The sequence below is a fragment of the Mycobacterium sp. IDUB_28 genome, from assembly GCF_055419285.1.
Window position 1 is genome coordinate 33,853 of record NZ_JBVAXK010000017.1, and the last position, 19,946, is coordinate 53,798.

The 19,946-nt window shown below is 69.4% G+C and carries 15 protein-coding genes and 1 pseudogene; 11 read left to right on the forward strand and 5 right to left on the reverse strand.

Translation table 11 applies throughout. The annotated features are described in order from the left end of the window. Nucleotides 1–72: 72 nt before the first annotated feature. Together ACZYZ9_RS24690 and ACZYZ9_RS24695 are read right to left on the reverse strand one after the other, a co-directional pair. Nucleotides 73–1,290, reverse strand: coding sequence for an acetyl-CoA C-acetyltransferase (locus ACZYZ9_RS24690; RefSeq protein WP_463828804.1), 1,218 nt, complete (start codon nt 1,288–1,290; stop codon nt 73–75). Between the two features lie 75 nt (nt 1,291–1,365). Further along, entirely contained in the window at nt 1,366–2,325 is a 960-nt protein-coding gene (locus ACZYZ9_RS24695) for an SGNH/GDSL hydrolase family protein (protein WP_463828819.1), read from the reverse strand. 221 nt (nt 2,326–2,546) lie between these two features. Here ACZYZ9_RS24695 and ACZYZ9_RS24700 point away from each other — a divergent pair, with 221 nt between their 5' ends. The 4 genes and pseudogenes from ACZYZ9_RS24700 (at nt 2,547) to ACZYZ9_RS24715 (ending at nt 6,878) form a co-directional block, all read left to right on the forward strand. Beyond that, nucleotides 2,547–3,614, forward strand: coding sequence for an alpha/beta hydrolase (locus tag ACZYZ9_RS24700; protein WP_463828805.1), 1,068 nt, complete (start codon nt 2,547–2,549; stop codon nt 3,612–3,614). A gap of 43 nt (nt 3,615–3,657) precedes the next feature. Then, nucleotides 3,658–5,052 (forward strand): cystathionine beta-synthase, encoded by a 1,395-nt coding sequence (locus ACZYZ9_RS24705; protein ID WP_463828806.1) that lies wholly within the window; start codon nt 3,658–3,660, stop codon nt 5,050–5,052. A gap of 114 nt (nt 5,053–5,166) precedes the next feature. Then, nucleotides 5,167–5,682, forward strand: a pseudogene (locus tag ACZYZ9_RS24710) (RDD family protein); the annotation flags it as partial. Nucleotides 5,683–5,723: 41 nt separating this feature from the next. Further along, nucleotides 5,724–6,878, forward strand: coding sequence for a cystathionine gamma-synthase (locus ACZYZ9_RS24715; RefSeq protein ID WP_463828807.1), 1,155 nt, complete (start codon nt 5,724–5,726; stop codon nt 6,876–6,878). A gap of 79 nt (nt 6,879–6,957) precedes the next feature. On the opposite strand, the gene greA is transcribed toward ACZYZ9_RS24715, so the two are convergent. After that, nucleotides 6,958–7,452 (reverse strand): transcription elongation factor GreA, encoded by a 495-nt coding sequence (gene greA, locus ACZYZ9_RS24720; protein ID WP_463828808.1) that lies wholly within the window; start codon nt 7,450–7,452, stop codon nt 6,958–6,960. A 223-nt stretch (nt 7,453–7,675) separates the two neighbouring features. Continuing rightward, nucleotides 7,676–8,110 (reverse strand): DUF4307 domain-containing protein, encoded by a 435-nt coding sequence (locus ACZYZ9_RS24725; protein ID WP_463828809.1) that lies wholly within the window; start codon nt 8,108–8,110, stop codon nt 7,676–7,678. Between the two features lie 108 nt (nt 8,111–8,218). Between ACZYZ9_RS24725 and mca the strand changes: the two genes are divergently transcribed. The 4 genes from mca to ACZYZ9_RS24745 are packed head-to-tail and all read left to right on the forward strand — an operon-like array spanning nt 8,219 to nt 11,765. After that, entirely contained in the window at nt 8,219–9,091 is an 873-nt protein-coding gene (gene mca / locus ACZYZ9_RS24730) for a mycothiol conjugate amidase Mca (RefSeq protein WP_463828810.1), read from the forward strand. Next, on the forward strand, nt 9,088–9,384 hold the full coding sequence (locus ACZYZ9_RS24735) for a hypothetical protein (RefSeq protein ID WP_463828811.1): 297 nt from the start codon (nt 9,088–9,090) through the stop codon (nt 9,382–9,384). The genes mca and ACZYZ9_RS24735 overlap by 4 nt, the downstream gene beginning before the upstream one ends. Next, nucleotides 9,371–11,371, forward strand: a complete 2,001-nt coding sequence (locus ACZYZ9_RS24740) for a thioredoxin domain-containing protein (protein ID WP_463828812.1) — start codon at nt 9,371–9,373, stop codon at nt 11,369–11,371. The genes ACZYZ9_RS24735 and ACZYZ9_RS24740 overlap by 14 nt, the downstream gene beginning before the upstream one ends. A 13-nt stretch (nt 11,372–11,384) precedes the next feature. Next, the gene (locus tag ACZYZ9_RS24745; protein WP_463828813.1) at nt 11,385–11,765 is read left to right on the forward strand and encodes a nuclear transport factor 2 family protein; all 381 of its coding nucleotides are present in this window, start codon (nt 11,385–11,387) and stop codon (nt 11,763–11,765) included. Here the strand turns inward: ACZYZ9_RS24745 and trhA are convergent. Beyond that, nucleotides 11,762–12,544, reverse strand: a complete 783-nt coding sequence (trhA, locus tag ACZYZ9_RS24750; RefSeq protein WP_463828814.1) for a PAQR family membrane homeostasis protein TrhA — start codon at nt 12,542–12,544, stop codon at nt 11,762–11,764. The genes ACZYZ9_RS24745 and trhA overlap by 4 nt on opposite strands. A 142-nt stretch (nt 12,545–12,686) precedes the next feature. Here trhA and ACZYZ9_RS24755 point away from each other — a divergent pair, with 142 nt between their 5' ends. The 3 genes from ACZYZ9_RS24755 to ACZYZ9_RS24765 form a co-directional block, all read left to right on the forward strand. Further along, nucleotides 12,687–13,475, forward strand: a complete 789-nt coding sequence (locus ACZYZ9_RS24755; RefSeq protein ID WP_463828820.1) for a (2Z,6E)-farnesyl diphosphate synthase — start codon at nt 12,687–12,689, stop codon at nt 13,473–13,475. 534 nt (nt 13,476–14,009) lie between these two features. Continuing rightward, nucleotides 14,010–19,739 carry a PE family protein gene (locus tag ACZYZ9_RS24760; RefSeq protein ID WP_463828815.1) on the forward strand — a complete coding sequence of 1,910 codons (5,730 nt, stop codon included), beginning with the start codon at nt 14,010–14,012 and terminating at the stop codon, nt 19,737–19,739. 111 nt (nt 19,740–19,850) lie between these two features. Continuing rightward, on the forward strand, nt 19,851–19,946 hold a 96-nt coding region (locus ACZYZ9_RS24765), incomplete at its 3' end, for a PPE domain-containing protein (protein WP_463828821.1).

A 19,946-nucleotide genomic window follows, 5' to 3' on the forward strand; every position in this document is an offset into this window, starting at 1 on the left:
GACGCAGAGTGACCGGGTGGGCCGACGCAGAGTGAACGGCGGGAGGGGCGGCGCAGCGCCGACGAAGCGCAGCTACGACAGCCGCTCGACCACCATCGCCATACCCTGCCCACCGCCGACGCACATGGTCTCCACGCCGAACGTCTTGTCGTGCGTCTGCAGATTGTTGAGCAGCGTCGCGGTGATGCGGGCGCCGGTCATGCCGAACGGGTGACCCAACGCGATAGCACCGCCCGACACGTTCAGCTTGTCCTCGTCGATACCCAGCTCGCGCGCCGACCCCAGCACCTGCACCGCAAACGCCTCGTTGATTTCGAAGAGGTCGATGTCGGTGACCGACATGCCGGCGCGGGCCAGCGCCTTCTTGACCGCCTCGATCGGGCCCAGCCCCATGATCTCCGGGGAGAGCCCACTGACGCCGGTGGACACGATGCGCGCCAACGGCGTCAGGCCCAGCTCCTTGGCCTTGGTGTCGCTGGTGATGATCACCGCAGCCGCGCCGTCGTTCAACGGGCAGGCATTGCCCGCGGTGACGGTGCCGTTGGGCCGGAACACCGGCTTGAGCTCGCTGATCTTCTCGTAGGTGGTGCCGGCGCGCGGGCCGTCGTCGGTGTCGACGGTGCTGCCGTCGGGCAGGGTGACCGCGGAGATCTCGCGGGCGAAGAACCCGTTCTTGATCGCTTCTTCAGCGCGGTTCTGGCTGCGCACACCCCAGTGGTCCTGGTCTTCGCGGCTGATGCCCGTCATCGCAGCGACGTTCTCGGCGGTCTGCCCCATCGCGATGTAGATGTCAGGCACATTCCCGTCGGCGCGCGGGTCGTGCCATTCGTCGGCGCCGGCCGCCGCCGCGGCGGTGCGCTGTTGCCCCTCGTCGAACAGCGGGTTCTTGGTGTCCGGCCACGAGTCGGCGCTGCCCTTGGCGAAGCGGGACACCGTCTCCACACCGGCGGAGATGAAAGCGTCACCCTCACCGGCCTTGATCGCGTGAAACGCCATGCGGGTGGTCTGCAGCGACGACGAGCAGTACCGGTTGACGGTGGTGCCGGGCAGGAAGTCGTAGCCGAGTTGGACGGCGACGACCCGCGCCATGTTGAAGCCGGACTCACCGGCGGGCTGTCCGCATCCCAGCATCAGGTCGTCGATCTGATGTGGGTTCAGCTCCGGCACCTTGTCGAGTGCGGCGCGCACCATCTGGCTGGCCAGGTCGTCGGGCCGCATGCCGACCAGCGACCCTTTCATGGCACGGCCGATCGGTGAGCGGGCAGTTGAGACGATGACGGCTTCGGGCATGTCGGCTCCTCCGGTGGGCGGTGGCCATTCGAATCTGGCAGGCCGAGCCTAGTCCCGCGGCCCAACGCGCCGGAGTCAAGGTAGGGCGACGGCTTCACCTTCGGCCGCACGCGCAGCCGACGGGCGCGGCCAGAACCGGGACACCAGTGCGCGTCGGGTGGCACTGACCTCCGGGGTGACGATCTCGGCTGAAACCGGCGGCGGAACCGGCGGCAGGTCCAGCTTGTCACTGAGCGCGCTGCGCAACGCCGCCAGCAACTGCTCGGCCGCGACGGCATACCCGGCCGCCGAGGGGTGGAACTGGTCGGCGGAGAACATCAGCTCCGGCATCTCCCGGAATTTGGGCGCCACCAGATGCGCGATCGACACTGGCACACCCCCGGCCGCGCGCACCGCGGCGGCTTGTGCGCGGGCCAGTTGCAGACCCCGGGTGCGCGCCAGCGAACGCAACGGCTGGGGGATTGCCGTGATGACCCCCAGGTCTGGACAGGTCCCCACCACCACGACGGCGCCGCGGTCATGCAGCCGGCGCACCGAGGAGCCGAGTCGCTGGGCCGACGGGCTGACCCCGTTGAGCGCGGTGATGTCGTTCGCGCCGAGCATGATGACCGCCGCGTCGGGTGGCGGTCCCGCGACGAACATCGCATCGACCTGACCCCAGAGGCCTTTCGACGTGGCTCCGACAATGGCCTTGGTGCTCAGGCGGATTCGCAGCCCGGTCTGCTCGGCCAGCCCGCGGGCGATCACCACCCCGGGAACATCCTCTGCGGTCACGCACCCGTACCCGGCCGCCGTCGAGTCGCCGAAAATCATCAGGTGCAGGTCCACGGGCATGCCGCGCTGCCAGCGTTGCACGGGACCGCCGCCGCGGGTGTAGACGCCGTCGGCGCGGGGCGGGATGTCCCACGACTTGGGGATCACCGTGCGCGCATGCATGGCCTGGCCGACCAGCAGGTTGCGTGCGCCCAGATAGGCCGAGCCTGTCGAGGCGAGTGCACCCGCGGTGGCCAGAGCGATCGTCGAACGACGTGGCACGCGCATGCTCACGGCAATCAGTTTAGGACGGTTGTGCTGATTTCGTGGGTAGCTGAAGAACAAAGCGATTACGGTGTGAACCAGAAGTGATATCGAACTGAATAATCGAGTGCCGAGTGGGTAAACGGCTGCCAAGCTAAGTTGGCGAGGTTGGCTGGAGTCACTGCTCAGCGTCTTCGTCGCATGCTATCGGACTACAACGGCGTAGGAAGTAGTGAGCAATGACCGCTCCCAGTAAAGTATCTGGTTCCCCCCGGGTTCACATTCGGCCGCGCGATGTGCTGAAGTCTCGTAGACTTGAAGCCCGCAGGTTTGCGATCAGTGACGGTGCCCCCGTTCAGGTGGTCGAGTCTGGTCCAAGTGTCTCTGCGCGAATAGCCACGCTTGCTTCGCGTGTCACGATCCGTCCGTTTCTGGCGGTCGGCAGCTACGTTCCACAGTTTCCCTGGCCGTGGGCTCTGATCGACCACGCCGCCCGCGTACTGCTGCCGGCCACCAACACCGTCCGAGCCGAAGTCGACTTGCCCAATGCCTCAGCGCAATTGGTGCGGGCCACCGGCGTCTTGCCGGCCGACGGTACCCGGCGCGTGATTCTGTATCTGCACGGCGGAGCCTTTCTCACCTGCGGAGCAAACTCGCACGGTCGCCTGGTCGAGACGCTGTCGAAGTTTGCTGACGCCCCAGTTCTGGTCGTCAACTACCGGCTGATGCCCAAGCATTCGATCGGGATGGCGCTCGATGACTGCTACGACGGCTACCGGTGGTTGCGGCTGCTCGGGTACGAACCCGAGCAGATTGTGCTTGCCGGCGACTCGGCCGGCGGCTACCTCGCGCTGTCCCTGGCGCAACGTCTGCTGCGGGAGGACGAGGAGCCCGCGGCCCTGGTGGCGATCTCGCCGCTGCTGCAGCTGGCAAAGGAAGAGAAGCAGGCCCACCCGAACATCAAGTGCGACGCGATGTTCCCGCCGCGAGCATTTGACGCGCTTGGCGAATTGGTTGCTAGCTGCGCCGCCAAGAACAAGAAGAACGGTGCGCCCGAGGAGATCTACGAGCCGTTGGAGCACATCGAGCCCGGCTTGCCGCGGACGCTGATCCACGTTTCCGGCTCCGAGGTGCTGTTGCACGACGCCCAGCTGGCCGCGCAGCGGCTGGCGGCGGTGGGGGTGCCCGCCGAGGTGCGGGTCTGGCCGGGCCAGGTGCACGACTTCCAGGTGGCCGGACCGATCTTGCCGGAGGCCGAGCGTTCGTTGCGGCAGATCGGCGAGTACATCCGCGAGGCCACCGGCTAGACACCCGAGTGCACCGCGCGGGACCGCCTGAGACCATAGGCGTATGCGAATCGCGCAGCACATCAGTGATCTCATCGGCGGCACTCCGCTGGTTCGGCTGAACTCCGTCGTCCCCGAGGGTTCGGGCATCGTGGCCGCGAAGGTCGAATACCTCAACCCGGGCGGCAGCTCCAAGGACCGGATCGCCGAGCGGATGATCGACGCGGCCGAGGCCAGCGGCGCGCTGCGGCCGGGCGGCACCATCGTCGAACCCACGTCGGGCAACACCGGTGTCGGCCTGGCGTTGGTGGCCCAGCGCCGCGGTTACAAATGCGTATTCGTGTGCCCCGATAAAGTCGGGGAGGACAAGCGAAATGTGTTGCGCGCGTACGGTGCCGAGGTGGTCGTCTGCCCGACGGCGGTGCCCCCGGAGGACCCGGACAGCTACTACAGCGTGTCCGACCGGTTGGTGCGGGAAACCGAAGGTGCCTGGAAGCCCGACCAATACTCCAACCCCGAGGGCCCGGCCAGCCACTACGCCAGCACGGGTCCGGAGATCTGGGCCGACACCGACGGCAAGATCACGCACTTCGTCGCCGGCATCGGCACCGGCGGCACGATCACCGGCGCCGGTCGCTACCTCAAGGAGGTGTCCAACGGGCGGGTGCGGATCATCGGCGCCGACCCGGAGGGTTCGGTGTACTCCGGCGGCACCGGCCGGCCGTATCTGGTCGAGGGCGTGGGCGAGGACTTCTGGCCGGCGGCCTACGACCCTTCGGTGCCCGACGAGATCGTCGCGGTCTCCGACTCCGATTCCTTCGACATGACCCGGCGCCTGGCCCGCGAGGAAGCCATGCTGGTCGGCGGCTCCTGCGGGATGGCCGTTGTCGCGGCGCTCAAGGTGGCCGAGCAGGCCGGGCCCGAAGCGCTGGTCGTCGTGCTGCTGCCCGACGGTGGGCGCGGCTACATGGCGAAAATCTTCAACGACGCGTGGATGTCGTCCTACGGGTTCCTGCGCAGCAGGCTCGACGGGTCATCGGCGGAGTCCACCGTCGGAGATGTGCTGCGGCGCAAGTCCGGTGCGTTGCCCGACCTGGTGCACACCCACCCGTCGGAAACGGTGCGCGACGCGATCGGGATTCTGCGCGAATACGGGGTGTCGCAGATGCCGGTCGTGGGCGCCGAGCCGCCGGTGATGGCCGGCGAAGTCGCCGGCAGTGTCTCCGAGCGCGAACTCCTTTCTGCGGTGTTCGAGGGCCGCGCCAAGCTGGCCGACGCGGTGTCGGAGCACATGAGCCCCCCGTTGCGACTGATCGGGGCCGGCGAGCTGGTCAGCGTGGCCGGCAAGGAGCTGCGCGACTGGGACGCGTTGATGGTGGTGGAGGAGGGCAAGCCGGTCGGGGTGATCACCCGCTACGACCTGCTGGGCTTCCTGTCCGAAGGAACGCGACGACGCTAGCGGGGTCCCGCTGGTTCCGGCGCTCCGGTACTCTAACCGGCTTAGTTCAGCAAACTCCGTATCGGAAGGTTGTCCATGACCGATCAGCCGCCCGGTGGGCCCTATCCGTCCGCGCCCCCGCCCCCGCCGCCCGGTGGCTACCCGCCGCCACCCCCGCCGGCCGGCGCGGTCGCGCCGCCACCGCCGGGACCGGCCGTGCGCCAGTTGTCGACGGAGTCCTACACACCGTGGGTCTCCCGCGCGCTCGCATTCCTCATCGACTACGTCCCGGTGCTGATCATCGTCGGTATCACCACGGCCCTGTTGATCGCCGTCCCGGACGACTCGATGGCCGGCACTTTCCTGAACATGCTGGGAAATGGGTTGGTCGCGGCCTACGTCGTGTGGAACTACGGCTACAAGCAGGGCACCACCGGATCGAGCATCGGTAAGTCGATCCTGAAGTTCAAAGTGGTGAGCGAGGTCTCCGGCGCTCCGTTGGGATTCGCCATGTCACTGGTGCGTCAACTCGCGCACTTCGTCGACGCGATCATCTGCTACATCGGATTCTTATTCCCGTTGTGGGACAAGAAGCGCCAGACCCTGGCGGACAAGATCATGACGACGGTCTGTCTGCCGCTGCAAAGCTGAGGAGGGAGCCCACCCGGTAGGAGCGATTAGGCTGGCCGTCGATGAACCACGACCACAGATTCACCGGCCAGGCCACCAAAGCGATCCACGCGGGCTACCGCCCCGATCCGGCGACCGGCGCCGTCAACGCCCCGATCTACGCCAGCAGCACCTTCGCCCAGGACGGGGTCGGTGGGTTGCGCGGCGGCTTCGAGTACGCCCGCACCGGCAACCCGACCCGGGCCGCGCTGGAAGCCTCCCTGGCGGCGATCGAGGAGGGTGCGTTCGGGCGCGCGTTCAGTTCCGGGATGGCCGCCAGCGATTGTGTGCTACGCGCCGTCCTGCGCCCCGGCGACCATGTCGTCATTCCCGACGACGCCTACGGCGGCACCTTCCGGCTGATCGACAAGGTCTTCACCCAATGGGGCGTCCGGTACACGCCGGTGCCGTTATCCGATCTGGACGCGGTGCGCGCGGCGATCACCCCGCAGACCCGGTTGATCTGGGTGGAGACGCCCACCAACCCGCTGCTGTCGGTCGCCGACATTGCCGGCATCGGCCAGCTGGGTGCCGATGTCAAGGCAAAAGTATTGGTGGACAACACGTTTGCCTCGCCGGCGTTGCAGCAACCGCTGACGCTGGGTGCCGATATCGTGCTGCACTCGACCACCAAATACATCGGCGGCCACTCCGACGTCGTCGGCGGCGCGGTGGTCACCAACGACGAAGAACTGGATCAGGCGTTCGCCTTCCTGCAGAACGGCGCGGGTGCGGTACCGGGGCCGTTCGATGCGTACCTGACCATCCGCGGCATCAAGACGCTGGTACTGCGGATGCAGCGGCACAGCGAAAACGCCGCTGCCGTAGCGCATTTCCTGGCCGAGCTGCCGGCGGTGAGTGCCGTGCTCTACCCGGGTCTGCCCACCCATCCCGGCCATGCGGTTGCCGCGCGCCAGATGCGCGGCTTCGGCGGCATGGTGTCGCTGCGGATGCGCGGGGGACGGCAGGCGGCCGAGAAGTTGTGCGCCAGGACCGAAGTCTTCATTCTGGCCGAGTCACTGGGCGGGGTGGAGTCACTGATCGAACACCCCAGCGCGATGACGCACGCATCGACGGCCGGCTCACAGCTGGAAGTTCCCGACGACCTGGTGCGGCTGTCGGTGGGCATCGAGGACGTCGCCGACCTGATCGCCGACCTCGAGCAGGCGCTGGGCTGACCCACCGGCCTGACGCCGACTGTGCGTCTCACGACGCGACACGCCGCAGATACGTCGTGCCGTGCACACTGGGCAGGAACTACGAGTGGTACGGCTCCGCGCTGACCAGCGTCACCTCGACGGTGTTACCGCTGGGCACCTTGTAGCTGCGGGTCTCGCCGACCTTCGCGTCAATCAGCGCACCGCCGAGCGGAGAGTTCGGTGAGTAGACCTCGAGTTTGCCGTCGTTAACGCCTTCTTGGCGGGTGGCGATCAGGAAGGTCTCGCTGTCCGACTTGTCGCCGTTGTAGTAGACCTTCACCACCGAGCCGGGCAGCGCGACCCCGGACTGCTTGGGGGCCTCGCCGACCTTGGCGTTGTTGAGCAGATCCTGCAGCTGCCGGATGCGGGCCTCCTGCTGACCCTGCTCCTCCCGCGCAGCGTGGTACCCGCCGTTCTCGCGCAGATCGCCCTCTTCGCGGCGATCGTTGATTTCCGCGGCGATGACCGGACGATTCGCGATCAGCTGGTCGAGCTCGGACTTGAGCCGGTCATGTGATTCCTGGGTCAACCAGGTCACCTGAGTGTCCGTCATCTCGTACCGCTCCTTGTGTTGTCGTTCCGCGTGTCGCGTAAGTCCTCTGATCCGCTTGCTGACGTAAGCGGCTTCCCCCACCCCGGTTGCTGCCAAGTCCCGCGTGCCGAAGGCCTCTAATGCAGCAATACACGGTCCCAGGCAGGACCGTGCATTCACCTATGTTACCACCGCGCTAACAACTGATGACCTGCATCGCCGCAGTTCGGCGTTTGTCGCGCGGTCAGGACGGGCGCAGATACGCGGGTACGTCTGTGCCGCAGCCATATACGTCGGCCATCATCGGCGGCTTGCCGGATTTCAGGGTGGTGGTCACCTGCACCGTCGCCTGGTCGGCGGGAGGCACCAGGACCTCGCGCCGGCCGGTCTCGCTGCCGTCCCTGGCGCGCACCCGCACGATGCACGCCACGGCCCGGGACGGGTCTTTGCGGGTCACGCTGATGATCACCGAGGCCGTTTCGTCATCGATCACCTGGTAGCCCGCCAGCGTGCCGGTGACCGGGGCGGTGCCGATCCGCTGGTAGCCGGCGACGGCGATGCCGATGCCCGCCGCCAGCACCGCCGCGGCGAGCCCGATGACGACTCGGCGCCGTGCTTTGCGCGAAAGCCGGGACCGTCCGTAGCGTGCCTCGGGACGCGGAATCGATTCGTCAGTCAAGCCGTCAGTCTTGCCCTGGGGAGTTGTGGGGTACAGCAGAACTGGAAGTATAGGGAGCACTGAGCAGGGCCGGTGGACGGACTCGTACCCACAGACACAAGGGAGCACGTGAGCAAACTGCGGTTGATGGCGGTGCACGCCCACCCCGACGACGAATCCAGCAAGGGCGCCGCGACTCTCGCCCGGTACGCCGACGAGGGTCATCAGGTGCTGGTGGTGACGTTGACCGGCGGTGAGCGCGGCGACATTCTCAACCCCGCGATGGACCTGCCCGACGTGCGCGGACACATCCATGAGATTCGCCGCGACGAGATGGCCAAAGCGGCCGAGATCCTCGGTGTCGAGCACACCTGGCTGGGCTTCGTCGACTCCGGGCTGCCCAAGGGCGACCCGCCGCCGCCACTGCCGGAGGGTTGCTTTGCGCTGGTGCCGCTGGAGGAATCGGTTGCAGCGCTGGTGCGGGTGGTCCGCGAATTCCGCCCGCACGTGATGATCACCTACGACGAGAACGGCGGCTACCCGCACCCCGACCACATCCGCTGCCATGAGGTGTCTGTCGGTGCCTACGAGGCGGCCGGCGACTACCGCCGCTTCGGCGACGCCGGGGAACCCTGGACGGTGTCCAAGCTCTACTACGTGCACGGCTTCCTGCGGGCCAGGATGCAGCTACTGCAGGACGAGTTCGAAAAGCACGGGCAGCAAGGGCCGTTCGACAAGTGGCTCAAGCACTGGCTGCCTGAGCACGACCAGTTCGAGAAGCGGGTCACCACCCGCGTCGAATGCTCGTCGTATTTCGGTCAGCGCGATGACGCGCTGCTCGCGCACGCCACCCAGATCGACCCGAATGCCGAGTTTTTCGCCGCGCCGATCGCCTGGCAGCAGCGGCTATGGCCGACCGAGGAATTCGAGCTGGCCCGGTCGCGGGTGCCGGCCACCCTGCCGGAGACCGATCTGTTCGCCGGAATCGAAGGCGACCGATGAACGCTCTTGTGCTCACAGTGATTGCAGACGGCGGAACCCGCAACCACGGGCCCGATTTTGGCAAGGCCAGTCCACTGGGGTTGTTGATCGTGGTGCTGCTGGTGGTCGCCACCATCTTCCTGGTGCGGTCGATGAACCGACAGCTCAAGAAGGTCCCCGAATCGTTCGACCGGCAGCACCCCGAGGCCGACCAGGCAGCGGACGAGGGCACCGACGCATTGGACGACCCGCCCGTGCCGCCAGGGGGCGACGGGTCCGCGCGGCCGCCGGGATCGGCTCATGACCCCGGCTGAGGCCGGCCGCAATACGCTCGCGCTCGCCACCAGCCCCTACCTGCGTCAGCATGCCGACAACCCGGTGCACTGGCAGCAGTGGACGCCGCATGCGCTGGCTGACGCGGCCACCCGCGACGTGCCCATCTTGCTGTCCATCGGCTACGCCGCCTGTCATTGGTGTCACGTCATGGCGCATGAATCGTTCGAAGATCCCGGGGTGGCCGAGGTGCTGAACGCCGACTTCGTCTGTATCAAAGTGGACCGCGAGGAACGCCCCGACATCGACGCGGTCTACATGAACGCCACCGTCGCGCTCACCGGCCAGGGCGGCTGGCCGATGACATGCTTCCTGACCCCGAACGGCCGGCCTTTCTTCTGCGGCACCTACTACCCGAAAGACAGCTTCCTGCAACTGCTTTCGGCGATCAGCGAGACCTGGCGCGAACGCCGTGGTGAGGTGGAGGAGGCCTCGGACCACATCGCCGGTGAGCTGCGCTCGATGAGCGCCGGGTTGCCGGGCGGCGGCCCGGCGGTGGCCCCGGAATTGTGTGATCAGGCGGTGGCCGCCGTGCTGGGTGACCAGGACGTCGAGCACGGCGGTTTCGGTGGCGCTCCGAAGTTTCCGCCGTCGGCGTTGCTGGAGGCGCTGCTGCGCCACTACGAGCGCACCGGGTCGCGGGCGGTGCTGGCCGCGGTGACGCGCACCGGCCGCGCGATGGCCCGCGGTGGCATGTATGACCAGCTGGCCGGGGGCTTCGCGCGCTACAGTGTCGACACCGCCTGGGTGGTGCCGCATTTCGAGAAGATGCTGTACGACAACGCGCTGCTGCTGCGCTGGTATGCACACTGGTTCCGACGCACCGGCGACCCGCTGGCCCGGCGGATCACCGCGCAGACGGCGCGGTTCCTGCTCGACGACCTCGCCGACGGCGACCTGTTCGTCTCCTCGCTGGACGCCGACGCCGACGGCCGGGAAGGCTCGACCTACGTGTGGACGCCGGCCCAGCTGGCCGAAATTTTAGGTCCGGACGACGGCCGTTGGGCGGCAAGGGTTTTCGGTGTCGCCGAGGCCGGCACCTTTGAGCACGGCACGTCGGTGCTGCGGCTGTCGGTGGACCCCGACGATCGCCTGGACGAGGTCTGCGAGCGGCTGCTGGCGGCGCGGCGTACCCGGGTCCAACCTGGACGCGACGACAAGGTGGTCACCGCCTGGAACGGGCTGGCCGTCACCGCGCTCGCCGAAGCCGGCGTCGCGTTGAGTGACCCGCAGTTGACCCGGGCCGCGCAGCGTTGTGCGGCCGCGCTGCTGGACCGTCACCTGGTGGACGGGCGGCTGCGCCGCGCGAGCCTGGGCGGGGTGGTCGGCGACAGCGCGGGGATTCTGGAGGACTATGCGATGCTGGCCACCGGCCTGCTTGCGCTCCACCAGCTGACCGCGGAGCCGGCGTCGCTCACCGCGGCCACCGGTCTGCTGGACACCGCGATCAGGCATTTCGCGGATGCGCAGCATCCCGGCCGGTGGTTCGACACCGCCGACGACGCCGAGCAGTTGTTGCTGAGGCCCGCCGACCCGCTGGACGGGGCCACGCCGTCAGGAGCCTCGTCAATCGCCGAGGCATTGCTGACCGCGGCTCACCTGGTGGCTGGCACCCGCGCCGAGCGATATCTACGGCTTGCCGGCCAGACACTGGACGCGCATGCGGTGCTGCTGGCCCGGGCCCCTCGGTCGGCCGGCCATTGGCTGGCGGTGGCCGAGGCGGCGGTACGCGGGCCACTGCAGATCGCCGTCGCCTGCCAGCAGCCCGCATCATTGCTGGCCGAAGCCCGTCGGCTGGCCCCCGGCGGGGCGATCGTTGTCGGCGGCCAGACGGACTCGTCGCCGCTGCTGGCCGGGCGGAACCAGGTGGCCGGCGCCGACGCCGCCTACGTGTGCCGGGGCCGGACGTGTGACCTGCCGGTGACCGACGCGGCGGCACTGGCTACCGCACTGAACGTACCCGGGTAGTAGCGTGCGTCACATGCCAAATGCCGAGCGGGTGCAAGCAATCACCGACACCGTGCATCGCTACATCGCCACGGTGAGCGACGGCACCGCCGAGGACCTGGCGGCCTTCTACGCCGACGACGCCACGCTGGAGGATCCGGTGGGTGGTGAGGTGCACATCGGCACCCGTGCTATCCACGGCTTCTATTCGGCAGTGACCGGCGCGCAACGCGAATGCGAATTGGTCACGCTGCGGGTATCTGGCAACGAAGCGGCCTTCCACTTCCGGCTGACGGTCGCGATGGGCGACAGCAAGATGCGGATCGAGCCCATCGAGACGATGGTGTTCGACGGCGACGGCAAGGTCACCGCGATGAAGGCCTACTGGTCAGCGGCCGACGTGACCCAGCTCTAGAAGACGACGAACCACATCGCGATGTAGTGGCAGATCGCCGCCACCGCGGTGCAGGCGTGGAAGAACTCGTGGTAGCCGAAGGTCCGCGGCCACGGGTCGGGCCACTTGATGGCGTACAGCACGCCGCCGATGCTGTAGAGGGCGCCGCCGACGAACAGCAGCACCATGGCCGTCACGCCGGCGTTGTGCAGGATGGTGCCGGTGTACCAGACCGCGACCCATCCGAGCAGGATGTACAGCGGCACGCCGACCCAGCGCGGCGCCGAAGGCCACAGCATCTTGAGCAGAATGCCGCCGGCCGCACCGCCCCAGACGATCCACAACATCAGTTTCGCCTGGTCGGGAGGCAAGGCCAGGAGCGCGAACGGCGTGTAGCTGCCCGCGATGAACACGAAGATCATCGAGTGGTCCGCGCGCTTCATCCACATCCGGGCGGTCGGGGACTTCCAGTTGACCCGGTGGTAGGTGGCGCTGACCGTGAACATGATGATCGTGGCGAAGGTGTAGAGCATTGTCGCCAGACCGGCCCTGGTGGAATCCACCGCCCACGACACCGCCACCAGCGAGGCGCCCGCGGCGACGGCGGTGCCGGCTGAGTAGACGTGGATCCAGCCGCGGAACCGGGGCTTGGTCAGGACTTTGGCGACGCCCTCGGCGATCTGGTGGGCGGCGCCCTCCACGGCGTCCTGGGCGGCCTGGACCGGCGAGGAGTCGTCCTTGTCCGGCTCAGTGTTCTTGTTCGGCTCAGCGTTGGTGAGCGTGCTGGATTGGCTGCTCATCTGTTCTGCCTCGTCTTGTGTTCGGCCGTTGGGGTCACGGATCAGGGTAGCGAAATCAGCTGAGTGAAACCTGATGACATGACGTGATATAGCCCGAATTCGCCACCGGAAACTGGTGCGGTTCACAGTAGTGTGGATCTTCGTGGAGATCGTCCCGCCGCGGATCAAGGAGCCGTTGTACCGGCTTTACGAGCTACGGCTCCGGCAGGGCCTGGCCGCGTCCAGATCGGAGTTGCCACGGCATATCGCGGTGCTGTGCGACGGGAACCGGCGGTGGGCGCGCAGCCTGGGGTACGACGACGTCAGCGTCGGTTACCGGATGGGGGCGGTGAAGATCGCCGAGATGCTGCGGTGGTGCCAGGACGCCGGCATCGAGATGACCACCGTCTATCTACTTTCCACCGAGAACCTGCAACGCGACCCCGAAGAGCTCGGTGCGCTGATCGAGATCATCACCGATGTGGTCGAGGAGATCTGCGCGCCGGCCAACCGCTGGAGCGTGCGGACCGTCGGAGACCTGGAGTTGCTGGGTGAAGAACCGGCCCGGCGGCTGCGCGACGCGGTGGATTCCACCCCGCAGAACGCCGCGTTCCACGTCAACGTGGCGGTGGGGTACGGCGGCCGGCAGGAGATCGTCGGTGCGGTACGTGCGTTGCTGAGCAAGGAACTCGCCAACGGCGCCACCGCCGAGGAACTCGTCGAGGTGGTGACGGTTGACGGGATCTCGGAGAACCTCTACACCTCCGGGCAGCCGGACCCCGACCTGGTCATCCGCACCTCCGGGGAGCAGCGGCTGTCCGGCTTCCTGCTGTGGCAGAGCGCCTACTCGGAGATGTGGTTCACCGAGGCGCACTGGCCGGCGTTCCGGCGAGTCGATTTTCTGCGTGCTCTGCGCGACTACAGCATGCGGCATCGCCGGTACGGCAAGTAGCCGACGCCGGCAGATCAGAAGACCGGTCGGTCTACTTCCAGCAACCGTTTGGCTGGCTCTGCGTCGTGCCGTTGCCGTGACACTCCCGAGAAAATTTGTCAATCGCCACTTCGCAATCCCGAGGCGGTAGTGCGGCACACAGCAAACTTTACGCCCGGTCACGGCGGTGTCAGGCGAGTCGCTTTCCCTGCTGGTTTCTGACGCTATTGACAATAATTATTCAACTGGCGTCAGTAGGCCGCTCGGTACTGCGAGATAACTGATGAACTGAAAAGTGTTGGCGTACAACACTTTATCGCTCACGTCAGTGACCGTGTGAGTCGACCCACCAAGATGGATAGCTGAAGGTTGAATCCTTCAGGCTCCCGCAAACATCTGCGCGGTTGGCGCGCAGGGGCGCGGAGGCAGTCGTCGAATCGGTGAGATAGAAAAATCTGGAAATTCCCGTTTCAGCATCTGGTGTTTTCGCTTACCGAAGATGTACATTCCCAAACCGAGTGACCTCGTCGGCTATGAACCACAGGAGTTTCAGCGATGTCGTATTTGGTGGCTGCCCCGGATCTGTTCGCCCTCGCCGCGACGAACCTGGAGAGTCTGGGCACGTCGATGTCCGAGGCCAATTGTGCGTGGGCCAGCCCCTTCACCTCGCTGCTGCCGGCGGCCCAGGACGAAGTGTCGGCGGCCATCGCCGCGTTGTTCGGGACGCACGCGCAGGGGTATCAAACGCTGAGCAGCCAAGCCCAGGCGTTTCACGAGCAGTTCGTGCAGGCGTTGAACGCCGCAGGTAGCTCCTACGCAAGCGCCGAGGCGGCCGCCGCCAGCCCGCTCGGGCTCGTCGGAGACCTGATCAACGCACCGTCGCAGGCTTTGCTGGGTCGCCCACTGATCGGCAACGGCACCGACGGTGCGCCGGGCACCGGCGCCAACGGTGGTGCCGGCGGATTGCTGTGGGGCAATGGTGGTGCCGGTGGGTCCGGTGCTGTGGGACAGGTCGGCGGTAACGGCGGGGCCGCCGGGTTATTCGGCAGTGGTGGCATCGGCGGTACGGGCGGCGCCGGCGCCCAGGGCGGTAATGGCGGCTCCGGCGGGATCTTGTACGGCAACGGCGGTATGGGCGGTGCCGGCGGCATCGGTGCCGCCGCCGGTCTGACCGGTGGTATCGGAGGCATGGGCGGAAACGCCGGCTTCTTCGGCGCCGGTGGTGCCGGCGGCGTGGGCGGTGCCGGTGGTGAAGGCGACCCGTCGTTGGCCATCGCCGGCGGCACCGGTGGAACCGGGGGACGGGGCGGCAACGGAGGGCTGGTATTCAGCACGGCCGGTGCCGGTGGCGTCGGTGGTGCTGGTGGATTCGGTGGTGACGGTGCGGACGCCGTCGTCGCCGGCGCGACGGGTGGCGGCGGAGGCCAGGGCGGTAATGGCGGTGCGGGTGGTGCCGCCGGTGGCACGGGCATCTTCGGTGCCGGCGGTGTGGGTGGCGCCGGTGGCGTGGCCGGGCTCGGTGGCGAAGGTGGTGACGGCGGCGCTGGCGACATCGGCACCCCCAACGGCGGTGCCGGTGGTGTGGGTGGCAACCCCGGCATCGCCGGTGCAGGCGGGGCGGGTTCACTCGGTGCGGCAAACGGCGCCGCCGGTGCTGCGGCAACCGGCGGCGGTAACGGCGGTACGGGTGGAGCGGGTCTCACCGCCGCCGGTGGCTCCAACGCGGCGGGCGGCAACGGCGGTGTCGGCGGTAATGGCGGGGCGGTCGGTCACGGTGGCGCCGGTGGTGAGGGCGGTGCCGGCGACGGCAGCGGCGCGGGCGGCAAGGGCGGGAACGGCGGCGTGGGTGTGGTCGGCGGGACCGGTGGTGCCGGTGGTGACGGCGGTGCGACCGCTAACGGCGGTGCGGGTGGTACAGGTGGTGCCGGTGTGGCCGGCGCCGCGGGTGCGAACGGGCTCGCCCCCGGTAGTGCAGGCGGTGCTGGAGTGGTCGGTGGCACCGGCGGTGTCGGCGGGGCCGGTGGCCACGGTGGCACGACATCCGGCAACGGCGGTGACGGCGGAGCCGGCGGTGCCGGAGGGCTCGGCGGAGCCGGTGGGACCGGCGCCAAGGGCGCCGACGCGACAGTCGCCGGTGCTACCGGTGGGGCTGGCGGTCTCGGCGGTTCGGGTGGCGCCGGCGGTCAGGGTGGGGCAGGAGGCGCCGCGGGTACCGCGCTGGGTTCCGGCACCGGTGGCGTCACCGGTGTGGGTGGAATCGGTGGTAACGGCGGTGCTGCGGGACTCGGTGGTGACGGCGGGACAGGTGGCGCCGGTAACGCTGCCGTCCGCAACGGCGGCGTAGGCGGCCAGGGCGCCAACGCCGGTGCGCAAGGGGCCGGCGGGGCCGGCGGACTGAACGGCACCGGGACCACCGCCGCAGCAACAGGTGCCGCAGGCGCCGCAGCCCTGACTGGCGGCAACGGCGGCACCGGTGGCGCGGGCTGGAACGCCGTCACGCCAGGGGCTCATGGCGGTAACGGTGGCCGTGGTGGTGCCGGTGGTCTGGTAGGCAACGGCGGCGCGGGCGGCGCCGGCGGCAACGGTGCCATCGGTGCAACCGGCACCGACCCAACCCAAACCGGTGGTGCCGGTGGTACCGGCGGCAACGGTGGTACCGGTGGTGCCGGCGGTGACGCCGGTACGAAGGCGGGCTCTGGCGGGACCGGCGGCCAGGGCGGCATTGGCGGGCAGGGCGGCACCGGCGCAGTCGGCGCCTACGCAGCTGACCCGTCCCAGATCGGCGGTACCGGCGGGGTCGGCGGAGCCGGCGGCCAAGGCGGCGGCGGCGGTCGTGGCGGCCTGGCACAGAACCCGCTCGGCAACCTGGGTGCCGGCGGTGCCGGTGGTGCCGGCGGTGACGCCGGCCTCGGCGGTGACGGCGGCCACGGCGGTAATGGCACCATCACCAACATCCATGGCAGCGCAGGCGGGCTCGGCGGTAACGCCGGCACCGTCGGGGCCGGCGGGGCCGGCGGATTGAACGGCAACGGGACCGTCGCTGCCGCGAATGGCGCCGCGGGCGCCGCGGCCACCAACGGGGGCAACGGCGGTGCCGGCGGCGACGGGTACAACGCCGCCGCGGGCACGGTGACCGGTGCAGCCGGCGGTAATGGTGGCGCGGGTGGCGCGGGTGGCTCGGTAGGCAACGGTGGTGCCGGCGGTGCCGGCGGGGCCGGTGCCGCGGGCGCCCAGGGCGCGACCGGTGGTACGGGTCTGGTTGGCGACACGGGCGAGGCCGGCGGTATCGGCGGTAACGGCGGCGCCGGTGGTGCGGCCGGGTCGCTGGCGGGCAACGGTGGTGCCGGTGGTGCCGGTGGTGCCGGTGGTGACGGCGGTGTCGGTGGTACCGGTGGTGTTGGCGCGGACGGCGCTGACGGCGGAGGGACCGGCGGTACCGGCGGCCAGGGCGGCATCGGCGGGCAGGGTGCCGCCGGCGGTAACGGTGGTATCGGCGGTGCCTCTGCCAAGGGGGTTGCGGGTGCGCTCGGCGCCGGAGGCGCCGGCGGTGACGGTGGCGCGGCCGGTGTCGGTGGCACCGGTGGTCTCGGTGGTGACGGCAACTCGGGCAGCGTCAACGGCGGCACGGGCGGTCAGGGCGGTAACGCCGGTTCCGGTGGGGCCGGCGGGTCAAAGGGCAGCGGCGGCGCCGGTAGTGGTCCGAACGGCGCTACTGGCGCTGCCGCCACCAATGGCGGCGACGGTGGTGTCGGTGGCGACGGTTATGCCGCCGACGCCGGGTCGAACGCCGCCGGTGGTGTGGGCGGCACCGGTGGTGCCGGCGGTGTGCTGGGTAGCGGTGGTGCCGGTGGCCACGGTGGTGCCGGCGACGGCACCGGCGCCGGAGGCGCAGGCGGCCACGGTGGCGACAGCGGGGCGCAGGCCGGCAACGGTGGTGCCGGTGGCACCGGTGGCGCCGGCGGGGAAACAGGTACCGGCGGCATCGGTGGCGAGGGTGGCCTCGGTCGATCGAAGGCGGGTCTCGGCGGTGCTGGCGGTCACGGCGGTGCCGGCGGTGCGACATCTGGTGACGGTGGCGCCGGCGGTGTCGGCGGTATGGGTCAGGCCGGCGGTGGCGCCGGCGGTCACGGCGGTGATGCGGGGGCGAGTGGCAACGGTGGCGCGGGCGGCACCGGTGGTGCGGGTCTGACGGGCGCGGCCGGCGCGGCCGGGGTCGGCTCGGGCGGCGCCGGTGGCGCCGGTGTTGGCGGCGGTTTCGGTGGTGCCGGTGGTGACGGCGGGGCCGGCGGCTCGGTGTCTGGCAATGGCGGCGCAGGCGGTACTGGTGGCGCCGGCGCACAAGGCGGAACCGGCGGTACCGGCGCCAACTCGACGAACCCGACCACAGTCGGTGGCGCCGGTGGTGCCGGCGGCGCCGGTGGTGAGGGTGGCGCCGGCGGTAACGGTGGTACTGCCAAGGCGGGAACCCAGGGTGCTGCCGGAGACGGCGGTGCCGGCGGTGCTGCGGGCCTTGGCGGTGACGGCGGCGACGGCGCCAACGGCACGGCGGGCAACATCCACGCCAGCAATGGCGGTAAGGGTGGCGATGCGGGCGCGGTCGGTACCGGTGGCGCGGCGGGCACTGGCTCGACCGTTGGCAACGACGGCGTTGATGGAGCCGATGCCACCAACAGTGGGCACGGCGGTAACGGTGGCAATGGCTTCGACAACGGCGCGAACACCAACGGTGCGGCCGGCGGCAACGGCGGCAAGGGTGGCGCCGGCGGTTCGCACGGTGACGGCGGTAACGGTGGCAGCGGTGGCAACGGCGCGACCGGCACCGCCGGTACTACCAGCGGCACCGCCGGAACCGCTGGCGGTACCGGCGGCCGGGGCGGCGACGGTGGTGCGGGCGGTACTGGCGGATCCGTCCTTGGTGACGCGGGTAATGGCGGCGAGGCCGGAAACGGCGGTAAAGGCGGCCAGGGCGGTAACGGTACAAACGGAACCAGCGGCACCACCGGTGGCGCCGGCGGTAACGCGGGCGGCGGCGGCAAGGGCGGAGACGGCGGCAACGGCGGTGCCGCGGGTACGGCCCTGGGGGCTGGCAACCACGGCACCGCCGGTAATGCCGGCGACGGCGGCGACGGTGGTAACGCCGGGACTGCCGGCATCGGCGGTAACAGCACCGGCAACCGCACCGTCGGCGGTGTCGGCGGTAACGGGGCCGCTGGTGGGGATGCCGGCCACGGTGGTACGGGCGGTACCGGCACCGCGACTACCGACGGTGGCGTTGGTGGTAGCGGTGGCAAGGGTGGCATTGGTTCCGCCGGGGGTACCGGTGGCAACGGTGGCGGTACGACTGGTGGCGCTGGTGGCAACGGTGGTACGGGCGGCAAGGGAGGCGCCGGCGGTAACGCGGGTGCCGGTGGCGATGGCCAGAATGGTGGTCACGCGGGTAGCGCCGGGACCGGTGGCGCCGCCGGCAACGGCGGTACCGGTGGAAATGCCGGTGCTGGCCAAAACAGCAACACGGTTGCTAACAACGCGGGACGAGACGGTGGCGTCGGCGGCAACGCTGGTGCGGGTGGTGCCGGTGGCGATGGCGCGTCCGGTGGCACCGCGATCGGCGGCGGCACCAACGGGGCGGCGAGTGCCGGGGGCAACGGCGGTGCCGGCGGCACCGGCGGGGGCGGCGGTACAGGCGGCAACGGCGGCAACGCATCCAGCGGGTCCAACCCCGGCGGCATCGCCGGCAACGGTGGTGCCAGCGGTGCCGGCGGCGCCGGTGGTGCTGGCGGTAACGGTGGTGCCGGCACCGACACCACCGCAGGCGCAGTCGGTGGCAATGGCGGGCAGGGCGGCTCAGGCGGCACGTCGGGTACCGGCGGTAAAGGCGGCAATGGCATTGGCACCAACCAGAATGGTGGTAAGGGCGGCAATGCCGGTACGGCCGCCTCGGGCGGCATCGGTGGTGCCGGCGGCGACGGCGGCGACGGCAACGGCGGCGGGAACGGCGGAAACGCCGGAAACTCCGGTGCCGGCGGGAACGGCGGTACCGGCGGCGGCGGTGGCAACCCGACGGGCACCGGCATCGGTGGAGGGGCCGGCAACGGCGCGAACGGCGGCGCTGGCGGCAACCACGCCAACGGTGGCACGGGCGGAACTGGCCTAGGCGGCGGCACCGACGGCATCGGCGGCACCGACGGTAACCCTGGTACAGGCGGTACCGGCGGTCTCGCGGGCACTCCGGGTACGGGCGGCGTCGCAGGCGCTCCGGGCAGCAACGGGCCGAACGGCACCTAGCAACCAAGCGATATCGGCCACGCGTGCGCGGCCCTCCCAGGCAATATTCCACACACGTCGAACAGCGAACGTCTGACTCTGTAAGGGAAGAGGGTTGAGCCGGTGAGTTTTGTGACTTTGCCTCCTGAGATCAATTCGTTGAACATGCTGCGGGGTGCGGGTTCGGCGCCGATGGTGTCGGTGGCTGCTGCGTGGGATGGTTTGGCG